13 protein-coding genes are annotated in these 17,135 nt (G+C 67.6%); 11 read left to right on the top strand and 2 right to left on the bottom strand.

What is annotated here, in order from left to right:
• Positions 1-170 precede the first annotated feature (170 nt).
• The 3 genes from J8F10_RS13075 to J8F10_RS13065 all read left to right on the top strand — a co-directional run bounded on the left by J8F10_RS13075 (position 171) and on the right by J8F10_RS13065 (position 5,001).
• Entirely contained in the window at positions 171-1,217 is a 1,047-nt protein-coding gene (locus tag J8F10_RS13075) for an NAD-dependent epimerase/dehydratase family protein (protein ID WP_210654239.1), read from the top strand.
• Positions 1,214-2,266, top strand: a complete 1,053-nt coding sequence (locus J8F10_RS13070) for an NAD-dependent epimerase/dehydratase family protein (RefSeq protein WP_210654238.1) — start codon at positions 1,214-1,216, stop codon at positions 2,264-2,266. The genes J8F10_RS13075 and J8F10_RS13070 overlap by 4 nt, the downstream gene beginning before the upstream one ends.
• A 332-nt stretch (positions 2,267-2,598) precedes the next feature.
• Positions 2,599-5,001, top strand: a complete 2,403-nt coding sequence (locus tag J8F10_RS13065) for a sigma-70 family RNA polymerase sigma factor (protein ID WP_210654237.1) — start codon at positions 2,599-2,601, stop codon at positions 4,999-5,001.
• Positions 5,002-5,354: 353 nt separating this feature from the next.
• On the opposite strand, the gene J8F10_RS13060 is transcribed toward J8F10_RS13065, so the two are convergent.
• Positions 5,355-6,698 carry a PHP domain-containing protein gene (locus J8F10_RS13060; protein WP_210654236.1) on the bottom strand — a complete coding sequence of 448 codons (1,344 nt, stop codon included), beginning with the start codon at positions 6,696-6,698 and terminating at the stop codon, positions 5,355-5,357.
• Between the two features lie 165 nt (positions 6,699-6,863).
• On the opposite strand from J8F10_RS13060, the gene J8F10_RS13055 reads away from it, so the two are divergent.
• The 7 genes from J8F10_RS13055 (at position 6,864) to J8F10_RS13030 (ending at position 12,481) form a co-directional block, all read left to right on the top strand.
• Positions 6,864-7,544: a hypothetical protein gene (locus J8F10_RS13055; protein WP_210654235.1), complete on the top strand. Its 681-nt coding sequence runs from the start codon at positions 6,864-6,866 to the stop codon at positions 7,542-7,544.
• Positions 7,545-8,070: 526 nt separating this feature from the next.
• Positions 8,071-8,739, top strand: a complete 669-nt coding sequence (locus J8F10_RS38790) for a hypothetical protein (protein WP_246523245.1) — start codon at positions 8,071-8,073, stop codon at positions 8,737-8,739.
• Positions 8,740-8,742: 3 nt separating this feature from the next.
• On the top strand, positions 8,743-9,339 hold the full coding sequence (locus tag J8F10_RS38785; protein ID WP_315854109.1) for a hypothetical protein: 597 nt from the start codon (positions 8,743-8,745) through the stop codon (positions 9,337-9,339).
• A gap of 320 nt (positions 9,340-9,659) precedes the next feature.
• Positions 9,660-10,316 carry an OB-fold protein gene (locus J8F10_RS13040; RefSeq protein WP_210654234.1) on the top strand — a complete coding sequence of 219 codons (657 nt, stop codon included), beginning with the start codon at positions 9,660-9,662 and terminating at the stop codon, positions 10,314-10,316.
• A gap of 96 nt (positions 10,317-10,412) precedes the next feature.
• On the top strand, positions 10,413-10,748 hold the full coding sequence (locus J8F10_RS13035) for a hypothetical protein (protein WP_210654233.1): 336 nt from the start codon (positions 10,413-10,415) through the stop codon (positions 10,746-10,748).
• Positions 10,745-10,876: a hypothetical protein gene (locus tag J8F10_RS39855; protein ID WP_261363056.1), complete on the top strand. Its 132-nt coding sequence runs from the start codon at positions 10,745-10,747 to the stop codon at positions 10,874-10,876. Before J8F10_RS13035 ends, J8F10_RS39855 begins: the two co-directional genes overlap by 4 nt.
• Before the next feature lie 849 nt (positions 10,877-11,725).
• Positions 11,726-12,481, top strand: coding sequence for a hypothetical protein (locus tag J8F10_RS13030; RefSeq protein WP_210654232.1), 756 nt, complete (start codon positions 11,726-11,728; stop codon positions 12,479-12,481).
• A 32-nt stretch (positions 12,482-12,513) separates the two neighbouring features.
• Here the strand turns inward: J8F10_RS13030 and J8F10_RS13025 are convergent, their stop codons facing one another.
• Positions 12,514-14,226 carry a sigma-70 family RNA polymerase sigma factor gene (locus J8F10_RS13025; RefSeq protein ID WP_210654231.1) on the bottom strand — a complete coding sequence of 571 codons (1,713 nt, stop codon included), beginning with the start codon at positions 14,224-14,226 and terminating at the stop codon, positions 12,514-12,516.
• Positions 14,227-14,706: 480 nt separating this feature from the next.
• On the opposite strand from J8F10_RS13025, the gene J8F10_RS13020 reads away from it, so the two are divergent.
• Complete coding sequence (locus tag J8F10_RS13020) at positions 14,707-16,848, top strand: HAD-IIIC family phosphatase (protein ID WP_210654230.1); 2,142 nt, start codon at positions 14,707-14,709, stop codon at positions 16,846-16,848.
• Positions 16,849-17,135: the final 287 nt, after the last annotated feature.

Here is a 17,135-nt window from a genome sequence, read left to right as displayed (position 1 = left end):
CCTCTCCAGGTGCAACCGGCTGTAGCTTGAGTGTTCGGACACCAACGAGCGGGTGGACTACCCGTCCCGAGAACCCAACGGTCCTGCCCGCACACCGGGTTCCGGTTGATCCCGTTCGGCGATCCGACTACATTCCCTCGCGGACCCCCACACCCGCGAGGGCTTTTCGTTTGACGGCACCCCATAACACGACCGTTTACCCCACATGGACCGGGCGCCGGGTCGCGCTCACCGGCGCGACCGGGTTCGTCGGCTGGCACCTCGCGTCCGCGCTGCGTGCGGCCGGCGCCGAGGTGGTCGCGCTCCACCGCGAGGGCTCGGACACCGCGCGCCTCCAGAGCATCGGCGTTCGGACCGCGGTCGCGCCGCTCATCGACGCGGGCGCGCTGGCGGCGGGGTGTCGCGGGGCCGATGTGCTCGTTCACGCGGCGGCGGCGGTGGATTTCGGCGGCGACCGGGAGGCCATTCGACAGGTGAACGTCGAGGGCACGCGAACCGTGATCCAAGCCGCGCGCGCGGCGGGCGTGCGCCGGGTGGTCCACCTCAGTTCCGTGGCCGCGGTCGGCGCGACGCGGTGGCCCGACGTGCGCGACGAGAGCGCCCCGTGGACACTCGGGGCGTTCGACGTGCCCTATGCCACCACCAAGCGCGACGCGGAACTCATGGCGCTCGCCGCGAATGATGACGGACTGGAAGTCGTGGTCGTGAACCCGGGGTGCGTGGTCGGCCCGGACGACTTCGGCGAGAGCGAGTTCGGGGCGCTGTGCAAGCGGTTCTGGCGCGGGCGCGTGCCGTTCCACTTCACCGGCGGGAACACCTTCGTGGACGTGCGCGACGTGGCCGCCGGCGTGATGGCCGCAGCCACGCGCGGGCGCCCGGGCGAGCGCTACCTGCTCACCGGGGAGAACCGGCGCTGGCAGGGCTTCTTCCAGGACCTCGCGCGGGCCGCCGGCCGCCCGATCCCGCGCGCCACGTTCCCCGGCTGGCTCGCGCTGCCCGTCGCGCGCGTCATGGCGTGGCGCGGGCACAAGAAGAAGCGCCGACCGCCGCTGAGCATCGATAGCGCGAAGTTCGTGGGCCTGTACTTCTTCTACACCGCCGAGAAAGCCCGGCGCGAACTCGGGTTCGCCCCGCGCCCGCTGCGCGAATCGCTCGCGGACGCATTCGCGTTCTGGCACGGCCCCGGCCAACTCGCTCCGCGAAAGAAGGCCGCATGAGCGCGCCACCGCCCCCATTCTGGACGGGCACCCCGGTGTGCGTGCTCGGCGGGAACGGGTTCCTCGGGCGCCACATCGTCGGCGCGCTCCTGCGTGCCGGCGCCCGGGTCCGCACGCTCTCGCTACCCGGCCCGGCGCTCGGCGACGCGCACCCGAACCTCGACGCACACACCGGCGACGTCACCGACCCCGCGGCCGCGCGCGCGGCCGTCGAAGGGGCGCGCGTCGTGTTCCTGGCCGCGGGGCCGGTCGGCGCTGGGGGGAAGGTCGCGCGCGGAATGGGCACGCACCCGGACGCGCTCGCCAGTGTACTCGGCGTACTCCCCGGCGACGCGCGGCTCGTGCTCACGTCGAGCATCGTGGCCGTCGGGGCCGGGCGCGGCGAAGTGCGCACGGAGGATTCGCCGTTCCCGAACGCGAGGTTGCGCGTCAACTATGTCCACGCGAAGCGCGCCGCGGAAGAATCCGCACTGGTAGCGGCGAAGCAGCGCGACGTGCTCGTTGTGAACCCCGGGTACCTGTTCGGCCCCGACGATCCCGGGCCGTCGGTGATGGGCGACTTGTGCGTGCGGTTCTGGCGCGGGAACGTGGCCTTCGCCCTGCCCGGCGGCATCAACGCGGTGGACGTGCGCGACGTGGCCGCGGGGCACCTGCTCGCGGCCGAGCGCGGGGCGAGCGGTCGGCGCTACATCCTGGGTGGGGAGAACGTGCGATTCACGCACCTGTTCGCGGCGCTCGCGCGGGCCGGCGGGATGCAGCGCGCGTTTTTGCGGTCGTTCAAGCCGGCGCTGCCGCGGTCGGCGTGGTGGGCGATGGCCGCGCTCGCCGAACTCGGTAGCCGCGTATCGGGAAAAGACCCGCGGCCGTCGTTCGAGTTCGTGCGCATGTTTCAGCGCTGCTGGTTCGTGTCGTCCGCGCGTGCGGAAGCGGAACTCGGCTACCGGGCGCGCCCGCTCAGTGAAACGCTCGCGGACGCCTTCGCGTGGCACGCGGCCCGCACCCGTGTCGCCCCGCGCGGGCTGAACAAACTGTGGCTCCGGCGTTCGTAGCGCACCCGCAGAGCGCACAGGGGCTTCCGCCCTGTGCTGCGGACGCCGGCCCCTCCGGGGCGAAGACCGAAACCATCAACCGCCCCTCTGGGGCGAAGACCAGAACCCTCAATGCGTTTCCGCCCCGGAGGGCCGGCGTTCGTAGCACAGGGCGGAAGCCCTGTGCGCTCTGTGGGTGCGCCCACTCTCCCAACCCGTGCGATCTCTGTGCGCTCTTCGCGCTGTACACTTTGCGGAATCACGCGCCGGGCGCAAATTCGGTGTCCGGTTCCGGGGCCGAGCGGACATTATCTCGCACCTTGGGATAGCTCCTCGCACGGAAGGTTTCCGAAATGGACGTGCTGCTGCCGCTGTTGCGCTTCGCCGAACCTCCCGTTCCCGACGCCGAGTTGCTCGACCGGTTCGGCCGCGCGCGCGACGAGTCGGCTTTCGCGGAACTGGTGCGGCGCCACGGCCCGGTCGTGTACCGGGTCTGCCGGCGCCTGGTGGGGACGGCGAGCGCCGACGATGCGTTCCAGGCCACGTTCCTGGTTCTCGCCACGCGGCTCAGCGCAGCGCGGGCGTCCGGCGCGCTGGGCGGGTGGCTCGCGGGGGTGGCCGGTCGGGTCGCGCGCCAGATGCGACGCGGGGCGTGGCGCCGATCACGGTACGAGCGCGCCGCGGCACAAACACGCGGGGGCTCGTGGAACGAACGGGCGGCGGATCTTGCGGACCAGTTCCGGGTGCTCGACGAGGAACTGACGCGATTGCCGGACGCGCTGCGCGGGCCGGTGGTGCTGTGCCTGCTTCAGGGCCACACGCAGGAACAAGCCGCCGCGGAACTCGGGCGCGACGTGCGCACGGTGCGCCGGCGGTTGGATCGCGCGAAAATTACGCTGCGCGAGCGCCTGGAGCGCCGGGGCGTGGTTCCCGCGGTGGCGGCTTCGCTCGTCGCGGGGGTGGGAGAGGTGAGTGCGGTGGTTCCGCCCGACCTGGGTTCGCGCACGGTCGCGCTCGTGCTCGACTTCCTCACCGGCGGCTCGGCCGCAGCCGGTTCGCTCCCGGTGGTGCTCGCGAAGGGATTGACGACCGCCATGTTTGCGCAGAAGGTGTTCGCCTACGGCGCGGTGGCGGCGGTTGTCGGGCTAGTAGGTCTCGGCGTCGTGCTGGCGGGCGCGGGCGCGTCCCCCGGACCGGCGCCGGCGCCCACGCCGGGCACAGAGGCCCCCGCGCCGGCCCAGCCACCCGTGGCCGCGGCCCCCGCGCCGGTCGATGAGGCCGAAGCGCGCGCGGTCGCGTTCGTGGAGGGGTTGGGCGGAACGGTCACCCGGGACGAGAAGGCACCCGGCAAGCCGGTCGTGGGCGTGGACCTCCAATCGACGAAGGCGCGGAACGCGGACCTGAAGGAACTGGTGCCGCTCAAGAGCCTGGCCACACTCGATCTCGGCTACACGCGGGTGACGAACACGGGCCTGAAGGAACTGGCGGCGCTCAAGAGCCTCACCGCGCTGAAGCTCACGGGGCTCAGCGTCACGGACACGGGAATGAAGGCGCTGGCGGCGCTCAAGAACCTCACCGCGCTCGATTTGGGCGGCACGACAGTGACGGACGCGGGCCTGAAGGAGTTGGTTCCGCTCACGAACCTCGTCGAGCTTCACCTGAGTTCCAAAGTGACGGACGCGGGGGTGAAGGAACTGGCGGCGTTCAAGAACCTGACCCGGCTCTCGCTGAGGTACGCGCCGGTGACGGATGCGGCTCTGAAGGGCGCGGCCGCTCTCACCAACCTCACCGAACTGAACGCGAGCAGCACGCGGGTGACGGACGCGGGGGTGAAAGAACTGGCCGCGCTCACGAACCTCACCGTCCTGACCTTGCACGGCACGGGCGTGACGGATGCGGGGGTGAAGGCGCTCGCCGGGCTGAAGAAGCTGAAAGAGTTGCACCTGGGTACCACGAAGGTTACGGATGCGTGTTTGAAGGACGTGGCCGCACTCACCGACCTCACCTGGCTCACCCTGGATCACACCGGGGTGGGGAACGCGGGCACGAAAGAACTGCGCGCGCTCACGAACCTGAAATTGCTCAGCCTGGGCTACACGCAGGTGACGGACGCGGGCCTGAAGGACGTGGCCGCGCTCACCAACCTCACCGTACTCGACCTCAGCAATTTGCGGCTGACGGACACCGGGGTGAGGGAACTGGCCGCGCTCACGAAACTCACCGACCTGAGCCTGCGCAACGCGAGCGTGACCGGGGACGGGATCAAAGAGTTGCGTGCCCTCACGAACCTCACGCGACTCATGATCGGCAGCGATTCGATGACGGACGCGGGGGCGAAGGAACTGGCCGCGCTCACGAGCCTCACCTGGCTCGAACTGTACGGCCCGAAAGTAACGGACGCGGGCTTCAACGAACTGGGCGCGCTGAAGAACTTGACCGCGCTCCACCTGAACAACACACATATCTCGGACGCGGGGCTCAAGGGGATCGTCACGCTTCCCAAACTGGCCCAACTCTACCTGGGCTACTCGGGGGTAACGGACGCGGGGTTGGGCGAGTTGGCCGCCCTCAAGGGCCTCACCGAACTCGACCTGAGCCACACGCAGGTCACGGACGTGGGCCTGCAAGAACTGGAAGCGCTTCCGGACCTCAAGCGCCTGAACCTGACCTTCGTGCGGGGCGTGAGCGCCGAGGGCGTCGCGGACCTTCAGAAGACGCTACCGAAGTGCCGGATCGCATACCAGCCCGTGCGGTAAACCGGGCCGCGTTTGTGGGAGAGCTCGCGGGGGAATGGTTTTATGTAGGGTGGGTCAAGGCTCGGCGCAGGCCCACCATCGCGCCTTTGACATGCCGGTTGGGGTTGGGGCGCGGGGTTGCGTTCGCGCTCGCGGGGGGAATGGTGGGCCTGCGCCGAGCCTTGACCCACCCTACATACAGGCCCACCATCCCGCCTTTGACATGCCGGTTGGGGTTGGGGCGCGGGGGTTGCGTTCGCGCTCGCGGGGAACGGTGGGCCTGCGCCGAGCCTTGACCCACCCTACATACAGGCCCACCATCGCGCCTTTGCCATGCCGGGTGGGGTTGAGGCACGGGGGGCGTTCGCCCGCGCTCACGGCTGGGGCTTCGGGTCCGGGACGACGGGCTGCGTCCAGGCGACCTCGACGTCGCCCTTCGCGTAGGGGTTCGGGTGCGGCTTGCTGCTCGTCACCTTCGCGCGGACGTACAGCTCCTTGCCCGTCAGCGTGTACGTCGGGTTCGCGTCGGTGGATCGTGCCACCACCTTGCCGATGTCCGGCGAGTAGTCGCCCGTCACCGGGGTCTCCTTGCCGTCCTTGTCCTTGAACACCTTCGGGGTGCCGGTCAGATCGGTGCCCTTCAGCGTGGCGACGAATTCTGTTTTGTACGTGACGCCCGGTTCGGTTCGGATCGCCAGTTTCAGGGTGTCGCCGGCGCGCGTGATCTCGTTCAGGACCACGCCGGTGCTCGCGTAGAAGTCCCCCGCCTCCAGCCCCTTCACGACGGTCTCCGCGGTGAGGAACGGGGCCTTCACCATCACCCACCCGCGCCCCGGGTTCACCCGGCCCACGCCGTACTCGTGGTACCCGTGCGAGTCGTCGGTGGCGAGGCCGTACACGACCGGCAGGTTGTGCTTGCCCAGGCGCAGCGCGAGCGTGATGTCCCACACGCGCTCGCAGCTCGCGTGCCGCTCGTCGCCGTAGTTCCGCACGCCCGGGTGCCCGTTGAACACCTCGAAGTAGCGCAGCTCGTCCGCGAGCAGCATCTCCTCGGCGCGCACGCCCCAGCCGAAGTTCGGGTGGTTCAGGAACGCGATCATCACGCGGCTCGTTTTCGTGCGCTGCTCGTTCACCTGGCGCAAGTTCACGCGGACCGTTTCGACCGCGTCCTTGCCGTCGAGGGGCTTGATCGGCTCGCGCAGGTTGATGCCGTTGATGTGGACCGGGCGCTTCGCGTAGGCGTGCGTGATCTCCTCCGCGGGCACGAGCAGGAACTTGCCCGGCTCCTCGAAGAGCGAACGAAATTCTGCGAGGGGCTTCAAGCGCACTTGCGCCTTATCCTTCACCGTGCGCGTTTCGAGCCACCGCTCGCCGAACCGCCGGGCGTACTTCGTCACGGCGGTTTTGCGGGTGGCGTTGGCGTCGGCGTCCACCCACTTCGTGCCCTCGGCGATCACGTTGTGGTCGGTGAGCGCGAGGAAGTGGTACCCGTGCTGCTTGTACCAGTCAACGACCATTTCGGGGAAATCGTCGCCGTCGCTCCAGAGCGTGTGCGTGTGCAGGTTCCCGCGCCAGTATTGCGGCGGCGCGGTGGTGAGCGGCGACGGATCGGGCAGGGCGTGCGGCACGGGCGCGGGAGGCGTGTTCTGGAACGCGAGCGCGGCGGCGAACAGACTTCCGGTTAATGCGAGGACCGCGAGCGGGCGGGCAGCGTACATGGTGGGAAAACCTCTTGGCAGCGAGAGGAGCGGTAGTGAAAGTATGCGTTCCGCGGGGCGAAAGGGAACATCTTCCCGCGCCGGTTCCGCAAATGTTCACACTCCGCGCGCCCGGGCGGGTAATCTGGTGGGCCACCCCACTTCCACCTGAACGGACCCGTGCGTATGCCGACCTCACCCGGACTCTCCCGCAAGTACGCGCACTGCTACCTCGCGCCGCGCAAGTACGCGCTCGTCATCAGTTGCGTAGATTGCCGGCTGCTCGACGACCTCGTGCGGTTCCTGGACCACGACAACCTGACGAACCGGTACTACCACCTCACGTTCGCCGGGTGCGCGATCGGGCTGAACAAGACCGCGCCGGTCTACCACCCGAAGTGTGCCCAGCGCGCCGAGCACACCTGCGTGCCGATCGATTTCTCGACCTGGAAGCAGGCGCTCTACGACCACCTGAAGCTGGTGCTGACGCTCACGAAGGGCGAGGTGACCGACGTGTACATCGTCGAGCACGCGGACTGCGGCGCGTACCGGGCGTTCCTGAACGTGGACTACTACGCGGACCCGGCGAACCCGGACGCGGCCGCCGAGCACCGCGCCCACCACGGGCACGCGCTGGAACTGGCGAAGGAGCTGGTCGCGTGGTACGACACCCCGGACGCGAAAGCGCTGGCGGCGGACCTCAAGGAGCAGTTCGGGCTGCCCGCGCTGTGCGCGCCGCTGGTGCGCGGGTTCATGATGGACCTGCGGGGCGGGGTCGAGCGCCTGTTCGACCCGCCGGCCCCCGGCAAGCGCGCGAAGAAGACCCGCCCCGCGCCCCCGAGCACCGAGGACGAGTGCTACATGTGAGGGGCGAGTTTTGGTTTTGACCCCGTCGTACTCTCCAGCCCGGTCAGCGGAAGTTCTCGCGGGCCGGGGATCGGGCACAAGCGCGAACCCGGGGCCGCTCACGCCGTGGGCCAGGCGAAGGCGAGCAGGCGCCCCGCGGAGTGCGGTCGATTCGCCGGCTCCTGGTGGGGGCCGGACTTCTCGGCGTCGGGCGTGGAGCACGACATCGGGAAGGAACAACAGTGCGCCCAACCCTCCCGGATGTAGCGGACCAAGTCGGCGCTCGTGAGGGGAGCGCTCCGACCGCACCATTTACACAGTAGCACGTAGGGGGCTGGGTTCCCGGCACCCGCGCGGGGGGTGGTGGCGGTCGGCTTCGTAGCAACGGGCGGGAGAGTTGATTGGACCACGGCTGAGCCCCCTACTGAGTGCGATTGATTCCTTTGTGAGGTACCAATCGAAATCGGGAGCGAATTCGTGTCACACATTCCGTAACGCACTTGCGGCCGGTGCGGGACTGGTCGTGCTGGGAGCGGGAGGGCGACCGATGACCGAAGCGGAATGGCTGACGTGTGAAGATTCGAGGCTAATGCTGATGCTCCTGAAAGGTAAAGAGAGCAACCGGAAATTCCGACTATTCGCGTGCGCGTGCTGCCGCCGAGTGACTGATGTCCTTGGAAGCCAGCACGGTGCCGCGGCCCTTAAGGTGGCAGAGCAACTCGCGGACGGGTTGGCGACAAACGTGGACCGCCGACGTGTCACGGAGTCGCTCCTCGCCGCCAAACCGTTCTTTCCTTCCCTCAATACGGCACTCTTCGCCAACTCGTTCACCGCGGCATACGACACGGCGGCGCGTGCGGCTTCCGCACCAACCCTGATTAACGTCCCAAAAATCATCGGCGGTCCAGGAGCTACCATAAATCCGAGGTGGGCTGAAGCGGTCAAGAACGAGTATGCGATTCAAGCCTCACTTTTGAGAGACGTCTTCGGCAATCCATTCGACCCCGTCGCTTTCTCTCCGGAGTGGCGCACCTCCACCGTTGTGGCGCTCGCCTCCCATATGTACGAGTCGCGCGAGTTCGGCGCGATGCCGATTCTGGCCGACGCGCTTCAAGACGCGGGCTGTGACAGCGCCGATGTGCTGGCGCACTGTCGCGGGCCGGGGCCGCACGTGCGCGGGTGCTGGGTCGTGGACCTGGTGCTCGGGAAGGAGTGAACCGTGACCGAAGCGGAATGGCTGGCGTGTAAAGACCCGCGGGAGATGATCGATTACCACCGGATGAAGACGGCCGCCCGCCGGCTCCGGCTGTTGGCCGCCGCGTGCGTTCGGCGGGCGGTCCCCGCGGGCGCCCCGCCGCTGGTCGGTGAGGTGCTCGACGCGGTCGAGCGGTACGCGGACGGGGCGGCAACTCGGGGGGAGTTCCTGGCGGCGCGAAAGGCCGTTCGGAAGGCGATCAAGGACAAGCTCCCCGCCGTGCGGGTTCTGGCGAACCTGGCCGACGACGCGATGGAAGGGGTGACGGTCACGATCGAGAACGTCCGCCGCCGGTCCGGATGGGCGGCCGAGTGCGGGTTGATTCGCTGCATCTTCCCGTTCCGCTCCGTGTCCTTCTCCCCATCGTGGCGCACGTCCACTGCCATCGCGCTCGCGGGGCAGATGTACGAATCGCGGGAGTTCGGTGCGATGCCGATCCTGGCCGACGCGCTTCAAGACGCGGGCTGCGACAGCGCCGACGTGCTCGATCACTGCCGCGACGCGGGCGCGCCGCACGTGCGCGGGTGCTGGGTCGTGGACCTGGTGCTCGGGAAGGAGTAGCATAAGGCCGAATCCGGCGCTGGGCCGGGCGCGACCGCACGATCCGATTCCCGTTGCTCACCGCCTTGTCGTTGTCGCACGCTGGAGTCGCGGCCGGGTCGGTGAGACGATTCGTTCGGCAGCGCAGGTAGAAGTGTCCCGCCGTTCGATAATTTCAAGGAGAGGGCAAGATGCGATCGGCTTCTGTCTTAGTATTGGCGGCGGCCCTGATAGGGGCTTCGGCGGGGTGCGGGGGTAAGGGTAGCTCCACGACCACATCAGATGCACCGGCACCCGCACCGCCACCGGCGCCGGGACAACCGACCCCGCCCGCGCCACCCGTGACCGCTCCGTCGAGCGCGGCAGACTTCAAACTCCCGGCCGGTGAGTTCGCCAAGGAATTGCGGAAGGACGCAAAAGCGGCGCGAGAAAAGTACCAGGGGAAGACCGTGGAGCTGACCGGCGTGGTCGCGAGTGCCGCTCAGGGGTTCGAAGGTAAGAACTCCTACGTCAGTGTGGAAACCCCGGACCCGGCCGTCAAATTCGGTAGCCCGGACGTCATGTGCCTGAGCAGCGACCCCGAATTCTTTGCTCAATTCGGGCGCGGTCAGACGGTTCGTATCAAAGGGAAGATCGGAAAGTTCGGAGAGTTTTTGTCCGAAGAGGTGCTGGAAAAGGGACCGGAAACGCTGATCCGCGTCTCCTCCGAAGCACTGACAAAGGAATTCACGGCCGATCGGGAGAAGGCGGTGGCGAAATACGATCGGAAGACACTGGTTGTTAGTGGAAAGATCTCGGCAATCAAACCGTACCCCGGCTTGAAGGTGAAGTACATTGAACTGACAGGTGATAGCAAGACGGTTATCGAGTGCCGATACAGTGACACAAACGTCGTCGAGAAATATCAGGTCGGCCAGACGGTTAAGGTGTACGGCGCGATCGCAACGTCCGGAGAAGGTGCGGTCAACATCGCCCCGTGTTACCCCGTCACAAAATAGTCACGGTTGGGGTGACGGTGCGGCGCCGCGCACCGTCGCGCCGAACCCGGCGCCACACCGGACCGCGGTACAATGCGCTGTCCCGGAGTGAAAACCATGCGATCCGACGCTGAAGTGTTTGTTGGCACGTGGGAAGCTGTGGTTCCCGGTAAGGAAGGGGAAATGTGGGGCACGTCCACTTGGACGATTGACCACACGCTGAACGTGCAGATCGCCTACCCCGAGGAGGGCGGGCGGTTCACGTCGTGGGAATTGACTCTCGACCCCGACAAGTGTCCGAAGGAGTTCAAACTGAGCGGCTTCAACGGTATCTATGAGATCGATGGGGATCGTATCCGCGTGGCGAGTTCGTCCGGGGACCGACCAACGAACTTCGAGTCGAAGGACGGCGTGACGGTTTACGTTCTTCGTCGGATCGAGCCGAAGAAATGACTCGGACCCACAATACCGACAACGGCCGGTCGAACCCGGCGCTGCACCTGACACCGCCGGCTGATTCGGAACGCACCGCTTATCCGGTGGTGGCGGTGCCGGTGAGCTATTTGTTCGGCAACGGGTGACGCGCCCGGTGTTGTTGGTGGCGCGGGTGCGCACGGGGTTCCCAGGGTGCGCCCGCGTTGCGGCCGACCCTGGGCTGGGGAGTGTAACCCCTTCGGGGTACCGGCATTGGTTGCGCGGGAAATGGTTTTATGTAGTTTTATGTAGGGTGGGTCCAGGCTTGGCGCAGGCCCACCATCCCGCCTTTGACCTGCCGGTTGGGGTTAGGGCGCGGGGGTTGCGTTCGCGCGCAAGCGGGTGTGGTGGGCCTGCGCCGAGCCTGGACCCACCCTACTACAAAAGGCCCACCATCCCGCCTTTGACCTGCCGGTTGGGGTTGGTGGCGCGGGCGCACCCGGGGAAACAACCGCGGGGAAGAAACTGTTTGTATTTTTACGTTCAGTAGTATACAATTTATCAATTCAAGTGTGTGCCGAGTGTCCGATGAGGCGGTGCGCGCGGGACATGCACGGGTGCCGAGACGAAATGTTAGCCGAATGCCCACCCGGAATCACAGAGCTGTTGGTGATTGTTAGCGGCGGGCGCGGGTGATTCGGAGGGCACTGTGCCAAAAAATCCTGAAATGCCAGCAGTTGGCGCGTTTCTCGATCGGCGGGGTCGGCCCCGGGTCCAAAATGTTAGCAAATGTTAGCCGGCTTCCCGATCCGCTCGCCGGTGAACCCCCGGTGGCGACTAAAGAACGCGCGACACCCGGCGCGTCGACTAGCGACAATGAGACGACAAATACGCCATGAAAAATTCTGAATAAAGAACATCGGAATTTATTTGGAAAATTGCAGGTGAAAGTAGGGCGCGCGTGCGGTAGCATCGCGCCGGCCCCGACCGTTCGACCCCCGCGCCGAGGAACGCCCGTGCCCCTTTCGAGACGATTCTTTGCGGCCCTGACCCTGCTCCTGTTCGCCCAGGCCCCGACCGCGCGGGCCGGCTTCATCATCTACTCGGGGTCCGACGCGGGGGCCAGCTCGGGTTCCCCGCGGCCCAACTCGGACGCGGCGGCGGCGGCGTTCGATGCCGCTGCCGGGGCGCTGGGGGCGGTCTCCGTGATCGATTTTGAATCCGCTCCCCTGGGCGCCTTCGCGAGCCTGAACGCGGCCCCCGGGGTGACCATCACCGGCGCGGGCGGAACGAGCGGTCCACCGTCGATCCTCGACGCCCCCACGGGCACGCCGGACGCGATCTACGGGTACAACACCACTGCGGGCGGGGCGCGGTTCCTGTACACGCAGGGCGGGACCGTGACGGTCACGTTCGGCACAGGGGTGCAAGCGTTCGGCGCTTACATCTCCGGCATCCAGTTCTCCGGCGAGACGATCACTTTCAACGACGGGTCGAGCCAAACCGTGGACATCCCCGGGTTGACGGCCGCCGACGGCGGGATCGCGTTCGTCGGCTTCACCGACGCCGGCAAGTCCATCACGAGCATCACCTTTAACCTGAACGGCACCCCGGGCGGACCCGACTTCATCGCGATCGACGACGTGCGCTTCGTCCACGCAGATTCGGTCACCGCGACGCCCGCCCCCTCGGGCCTCGTGCTCGCCGCCACGGGCGGGTTCATGGGCCTATTTTACGCGCGCCGGCGCCCGCGAACCGCGCCCGCGGCGTGAGCCGCGGACCACGGTCCGTGGCACCCATACACTCACTGGCGCGCCGGCGGCTCGACCAGAATCGGCGCGGCCGGAGGGAGTGCGACCGGTGCGGGTGTCGTCGGGGCCGGCTGCGGTCCCTTCCCCTTTTCGGGCACGCGGACGACGTGGGACGTCAGTACCCACAGCAGTTCGTGCGACGGGTTGTTCTCGCGAATTTCCGTAAGAGGAAACGGGAACGCGGCCGTCGCCACCTTCTGCGGGGTGGCCGCCCGGACCACGCTACGGATCACGAGCGTTCCACTGTCCGGGAGGAGCGCCGAGGATTTGATCGATTCCTCGTTGACAACCTGTGCCGGCACCCCGTTCACCAAGTCGGTGTACCGCGCTTCGATCTGCAGGTGTACGAACCCGTTGGGGACAATCGCCGGGGTGACCTGCATCTTAAATCCCCTCTCGATCGGTACCGTCTTCGCCGTGTAGACCTTGTTCTGGCCCTCGGTTGTGGTCCGCACCTCGGTCACCATGTCCAGATTCTGGTTAATCTGACAGGAACCGGTCTTCTTATCCGCAATGAGCATCTGGGGTCGGGTCAGCACTTCGCGGTTCGGTTCCGCGCGGAGCAGCGCGGTGAACATTCGCGTCTCGCGCGGGGTGAGCGCGTGGACATCGTACCCCGCCCCCTGAGCGCTCTCGTTTATCAACCCGACCCGGTCACAGAACCCGGTCGGCACGCGGACGCACACCGCCTGGATCAGAACCGACGGCTCGGTCTTCGGGTCGGCCCTTAGCAAGGCCAGCGCCTTCTTTGTCACAGCCACTTGGCGATCCCAACCGAAGTCCGATTGCGTGGGCGCGGCCATCACGAGCGGCGCGGGCTCCTTCGCAGGCGGCGCGACTGCGAGTAGTGTGGCCGGTGCCGGGGCGGGCGGTCCGCCGTCGGCCATCACCGCCCCGAGGCCGACCAGCCCGAGCGTCGCCGCGACCGCGCCCAACATGAGCTTCCGTGCGAACATCGTCATCGCTAATCCTTTCGCGAGGGCGACCGGGGCCGTGGCAGACGCCGCGCACCCCCCGGTCAGGAAATCGAACACGAGTGCCACGGTACGCGAACCCAGTTCGTGCGGAACCACCGCGGCCACTTCGCCCATCCCGGCCACCAGCGCGGCGGCCACCGCGGGCACCACTCCGCGGCGCTCCAGGCGCTCGCGCAGCACGCGCTTTGCGCGCTCCAGGCGCCGGCGCAGGGTGCGGGCGTCCCGCCCCAACTCGGCGGCGGCTTGTTCCTGTGTATGGCCTTGAAGCAGGCACAGCACCACCGGCCCGCGCAGAGCGTCCGGGAGGCGCGTCAGTTCCTCGTCGAGCACCCGGAACTGGTCCGCGAGGTCCACGGACCGTTCTTCTCCTTCCGTGGAAGGCCCGCGCGCCGCGGCCGATTCGTGACGCGCCCGGCGCCCGGTCCCGCGGCGCATCTGGCGCGCGACCCGACCGGCCACGCCCGCGAGCCACCCGCCCAGCGCGCCGGACGCCCGCGCTGCGCTGAACCGCGTGGCGAGAACCAGGAACGTGGCCTGGAACGCATCGTCGGCGCCGGCGGTGCCCACCAAGCGCCGGCAGATGCGATAGACGACCGGGCCGTGGCGCCGGACCAGTTCGGTGAACGCGGACTCGTCGCGCGCGCGGCCGAACCGGTCGAGCAACTCGGCGTCGGGAACGGGAACTTCGGCGCGCCCGGCGCGTCGGAGGAGGGGGAGGAGTGCGGCCATCCGTGACCCTTCGTCGGTGGGGGAATCGTCCCTGATGTGATGTAATGTCCGCCCGGCGCGGCGGGAGGACAAGTTTTTTCTGCGCGGGCGGCTCGCCCCGGGTCGAAACCGTTCCGCGCGGGGCCGCGCCAGAAAGCAGACCGAGCGCAGAGCCGCGGATCAAGACCGAGGAGGGGCGGTCGACGGGCTCCCGGTGGTGCCGCCACGCGGCCACGCGCCGCTCCAACGCTACGACCTGCGCCAACGTGGACGGGTCGCTTCGAGTGCCGCGGCCGTTCTGGTGCCCCTATTGCGGCACGTGGCTCGTGCGCACCGTGTCCAGTTTAGGCCCGTGGTATCGGCTCTTTGCCCCTCGCGGTGCTTCCTCCTGCCCGCCGCCACACGTAAGATCATCAACACGATACCCCGGCCCCACGGAACCGCGTGGAGCCGCACGCCATGCTCGGTCGGGCGGGCGGTTTTTAGAGACGAGGAGCGATTATGACGGGCTTACCGGAGCCGGCTGCATCGGGGGCCGGTGCGCGCCAGGCGGCGCGGGCGCTGGCAACAGCTCTCGGCAAACGGAAGGAGCCGCTCGCCCGGTCGCTGGTGCCGCAACTGTTCGACGGTTGGGACAAGTTCGCCGGTTCGGTGGCGGGAGGTGAGGGCGAAATTGAGGCGTTCGTCCGGCGCGAGTTACTCGTGTTCGTCGACTACCTGAAGCTCTACTTCGAGACCGGGAGCGTGGATTACAAGTACCTCTACATCGGCGAAAAGCGGAAGCAGTTGTACGACGCGCGCCTGGCACCCGACGCCCGGGCGGCGCTCACGGGCCGCGTCCTCGACGCCGACGCCGCGGCGCTCCGGTCGGGCCTGGCCAACCTGGTCGACGCGCCCGCGCTCGCGCTCCTCGACGCGACCCTTGCGGACATCCGCGCCGTGGTGACGGCCCGGGCCGCCCGGCACCTGAGCGTCTTGTTCGTCGGGGACTGCGTTCACCTTGACGTCGTTGCGTTCCTGACGGCGCCCGCGGCCGAAGACGGGGTCACCGTCGACGCCACGTTCGTCACGTCGAAGAACCCGTTCAAGCGGCGCGAGGAGCTGCGCGCGGTCGCAACGCGGACGTTCGACATCGTGTTCTTCAGCCCTTACACCTACGAATTTTGCGCCGAGTACGGCAGCCTCAGCCAGTGGCGGCGGGCCCTGACTCCGGCCGAGGAAGTCCGGCGGATCGCGGAGGACGCGGCCAAGCAGACCGAATCCGACCTCAACGACCTGAGCGCGCTCTTCGAGTGCCCGATCGTCGTCCACAACTCGGCCGGCGTTCGGCGGCACGAGGGCGGCGCGCTCGATCGGGTGAAGGGGCTCCTAACGAGGCGCGTGCGGCGCGGCGCGCGACGGATCGTGAACACGCGGCTACAGGCTTACGTCGCCGCACGGAACGCGGCCACGTTCCCGCACCTCTTCATCCTGGACGAGGAACCGATCCTGGCGCAACACGGGGACGTCGAACTGGGCCGCCTGTTCTACAACTCGGACCTCCAGCACCCCGCGGTGCTCGGCAAGCACCTCGCGCGCGCGTACCGCGATTTCCTCTTCGTTCGCGCCCACCTGTTCGGCCGCAAGCTCGTGGTGTGCGATCTGGACAACACGCTCTGGCGGGGGGAGATCGGGGAGGGCGCGGTGGAGCACTACGCCGACCGGCAGCGGCTCCTGAAGCGGCTCCGCGAGAAGGGCGTGGTGCTCGCCGTCAACTCGAAGAACGACGCCGCCAGGGTCCACTGGCGCGGCGCGGTCCTGTCGGAAGGGGACTTCGTGAACCAGCAGATCAACTGGGACCACAAGGCCACGAACATGGACCGCATCCGAGCGGCCCTGAACCTCAAGTTCAAGGACTACGTGTTCATTGACGACCGCGCCGACCAGCTCGCGCTCGTGGCGGATTCGATGCCCGAGATCCTCGGTATGGACGCGACCTCGGATCGCACCTGGCGCCTGTTAGAGCTCTGGGCCGATCTCCTGGCGGAGCAGGAGGAACTCGATCGGACCCAGCAGTACCGCGAGAAGGACCTGCGCGAGCAGTTCCTTTCCACGACGGTGCCGGACGTCGACCCGGGCGCCATGTTCGCCAAGCTCGGTCTGAGGGTGACGATACGCGAAGCGGGGCGGGCGGATTACAAGCGCGTCGTCGAGCTCGTCAACCGAACGAACCAGTTCAACCTCGCCGGCAGTCGGACGAGCTTCCGCGAGATCGAAGGTTGGGGCAGTTCGCCGCGGGCGAAAGTCCTGGTCGCAGAGGGGGCGGACAATTTCGGCGCTATGGGCCTGGTTTGCGTGGCCGTCGTGGAGTTGGACGCGGCGGCGCGAATCCCGATCTTCGTCCTCAGTTGTCGCGTGTTCGGATACGCCTTTGAGACGGCGATGCTCAACGCGATAATTGACACCGTTCGGATCACCCCCGCGAACGGGGCGGCAGTGATCCGTGGGGCGTTCCACGAAACCGCTCACAACCAGCCGTGCCGGTCGATGTACCCGGACCACGGGTTCCAATTGGTCGGCACGGAGTGGGTGTTGGAGGGCAATGCGCGCTCCGCGCGGTCGATTCCGCACTGGCTGTCGGTGACCGGTACCACGCCCGCTTAGCTGACGTGCTCGCGATCGACCGATTCGGTGCCCCATCTATCATAAAGTCCGTTGAGAAATGGGCCGGCGGCGCTCGGTCCGTTTCGTTTTTTCGTACCCGCCCTCTCAAGGTTCTCTTCGTCGATCTCCCTTCCCTTTTCGCCCCTCGGTTCGTCCGTTTGGCGGTGACGGTTTCGGCCGGAGGGAGTGGAACTGAGGACTTCGAGGGGCTTTCAATGACCGCTCTTGTTTCGTTCGCGCGGTAAAGGTTCGCCCGCGCCGAAACTCCGCGAAGCCCGTCTTCCCCA

It is taken from the genome of Gemmata palustris, assembly GCF_017939745.1.
In the GTDB taxonomy this organism is placed as follows: Bacteria; Planctomycetota; Planctomycetia; order Gemmatales; family Gemmataceae; genus Gemmata; species Gemmata palustris.
This window is presented reverse-complemented; position numbering and strand designations above follow the sequence as displayed.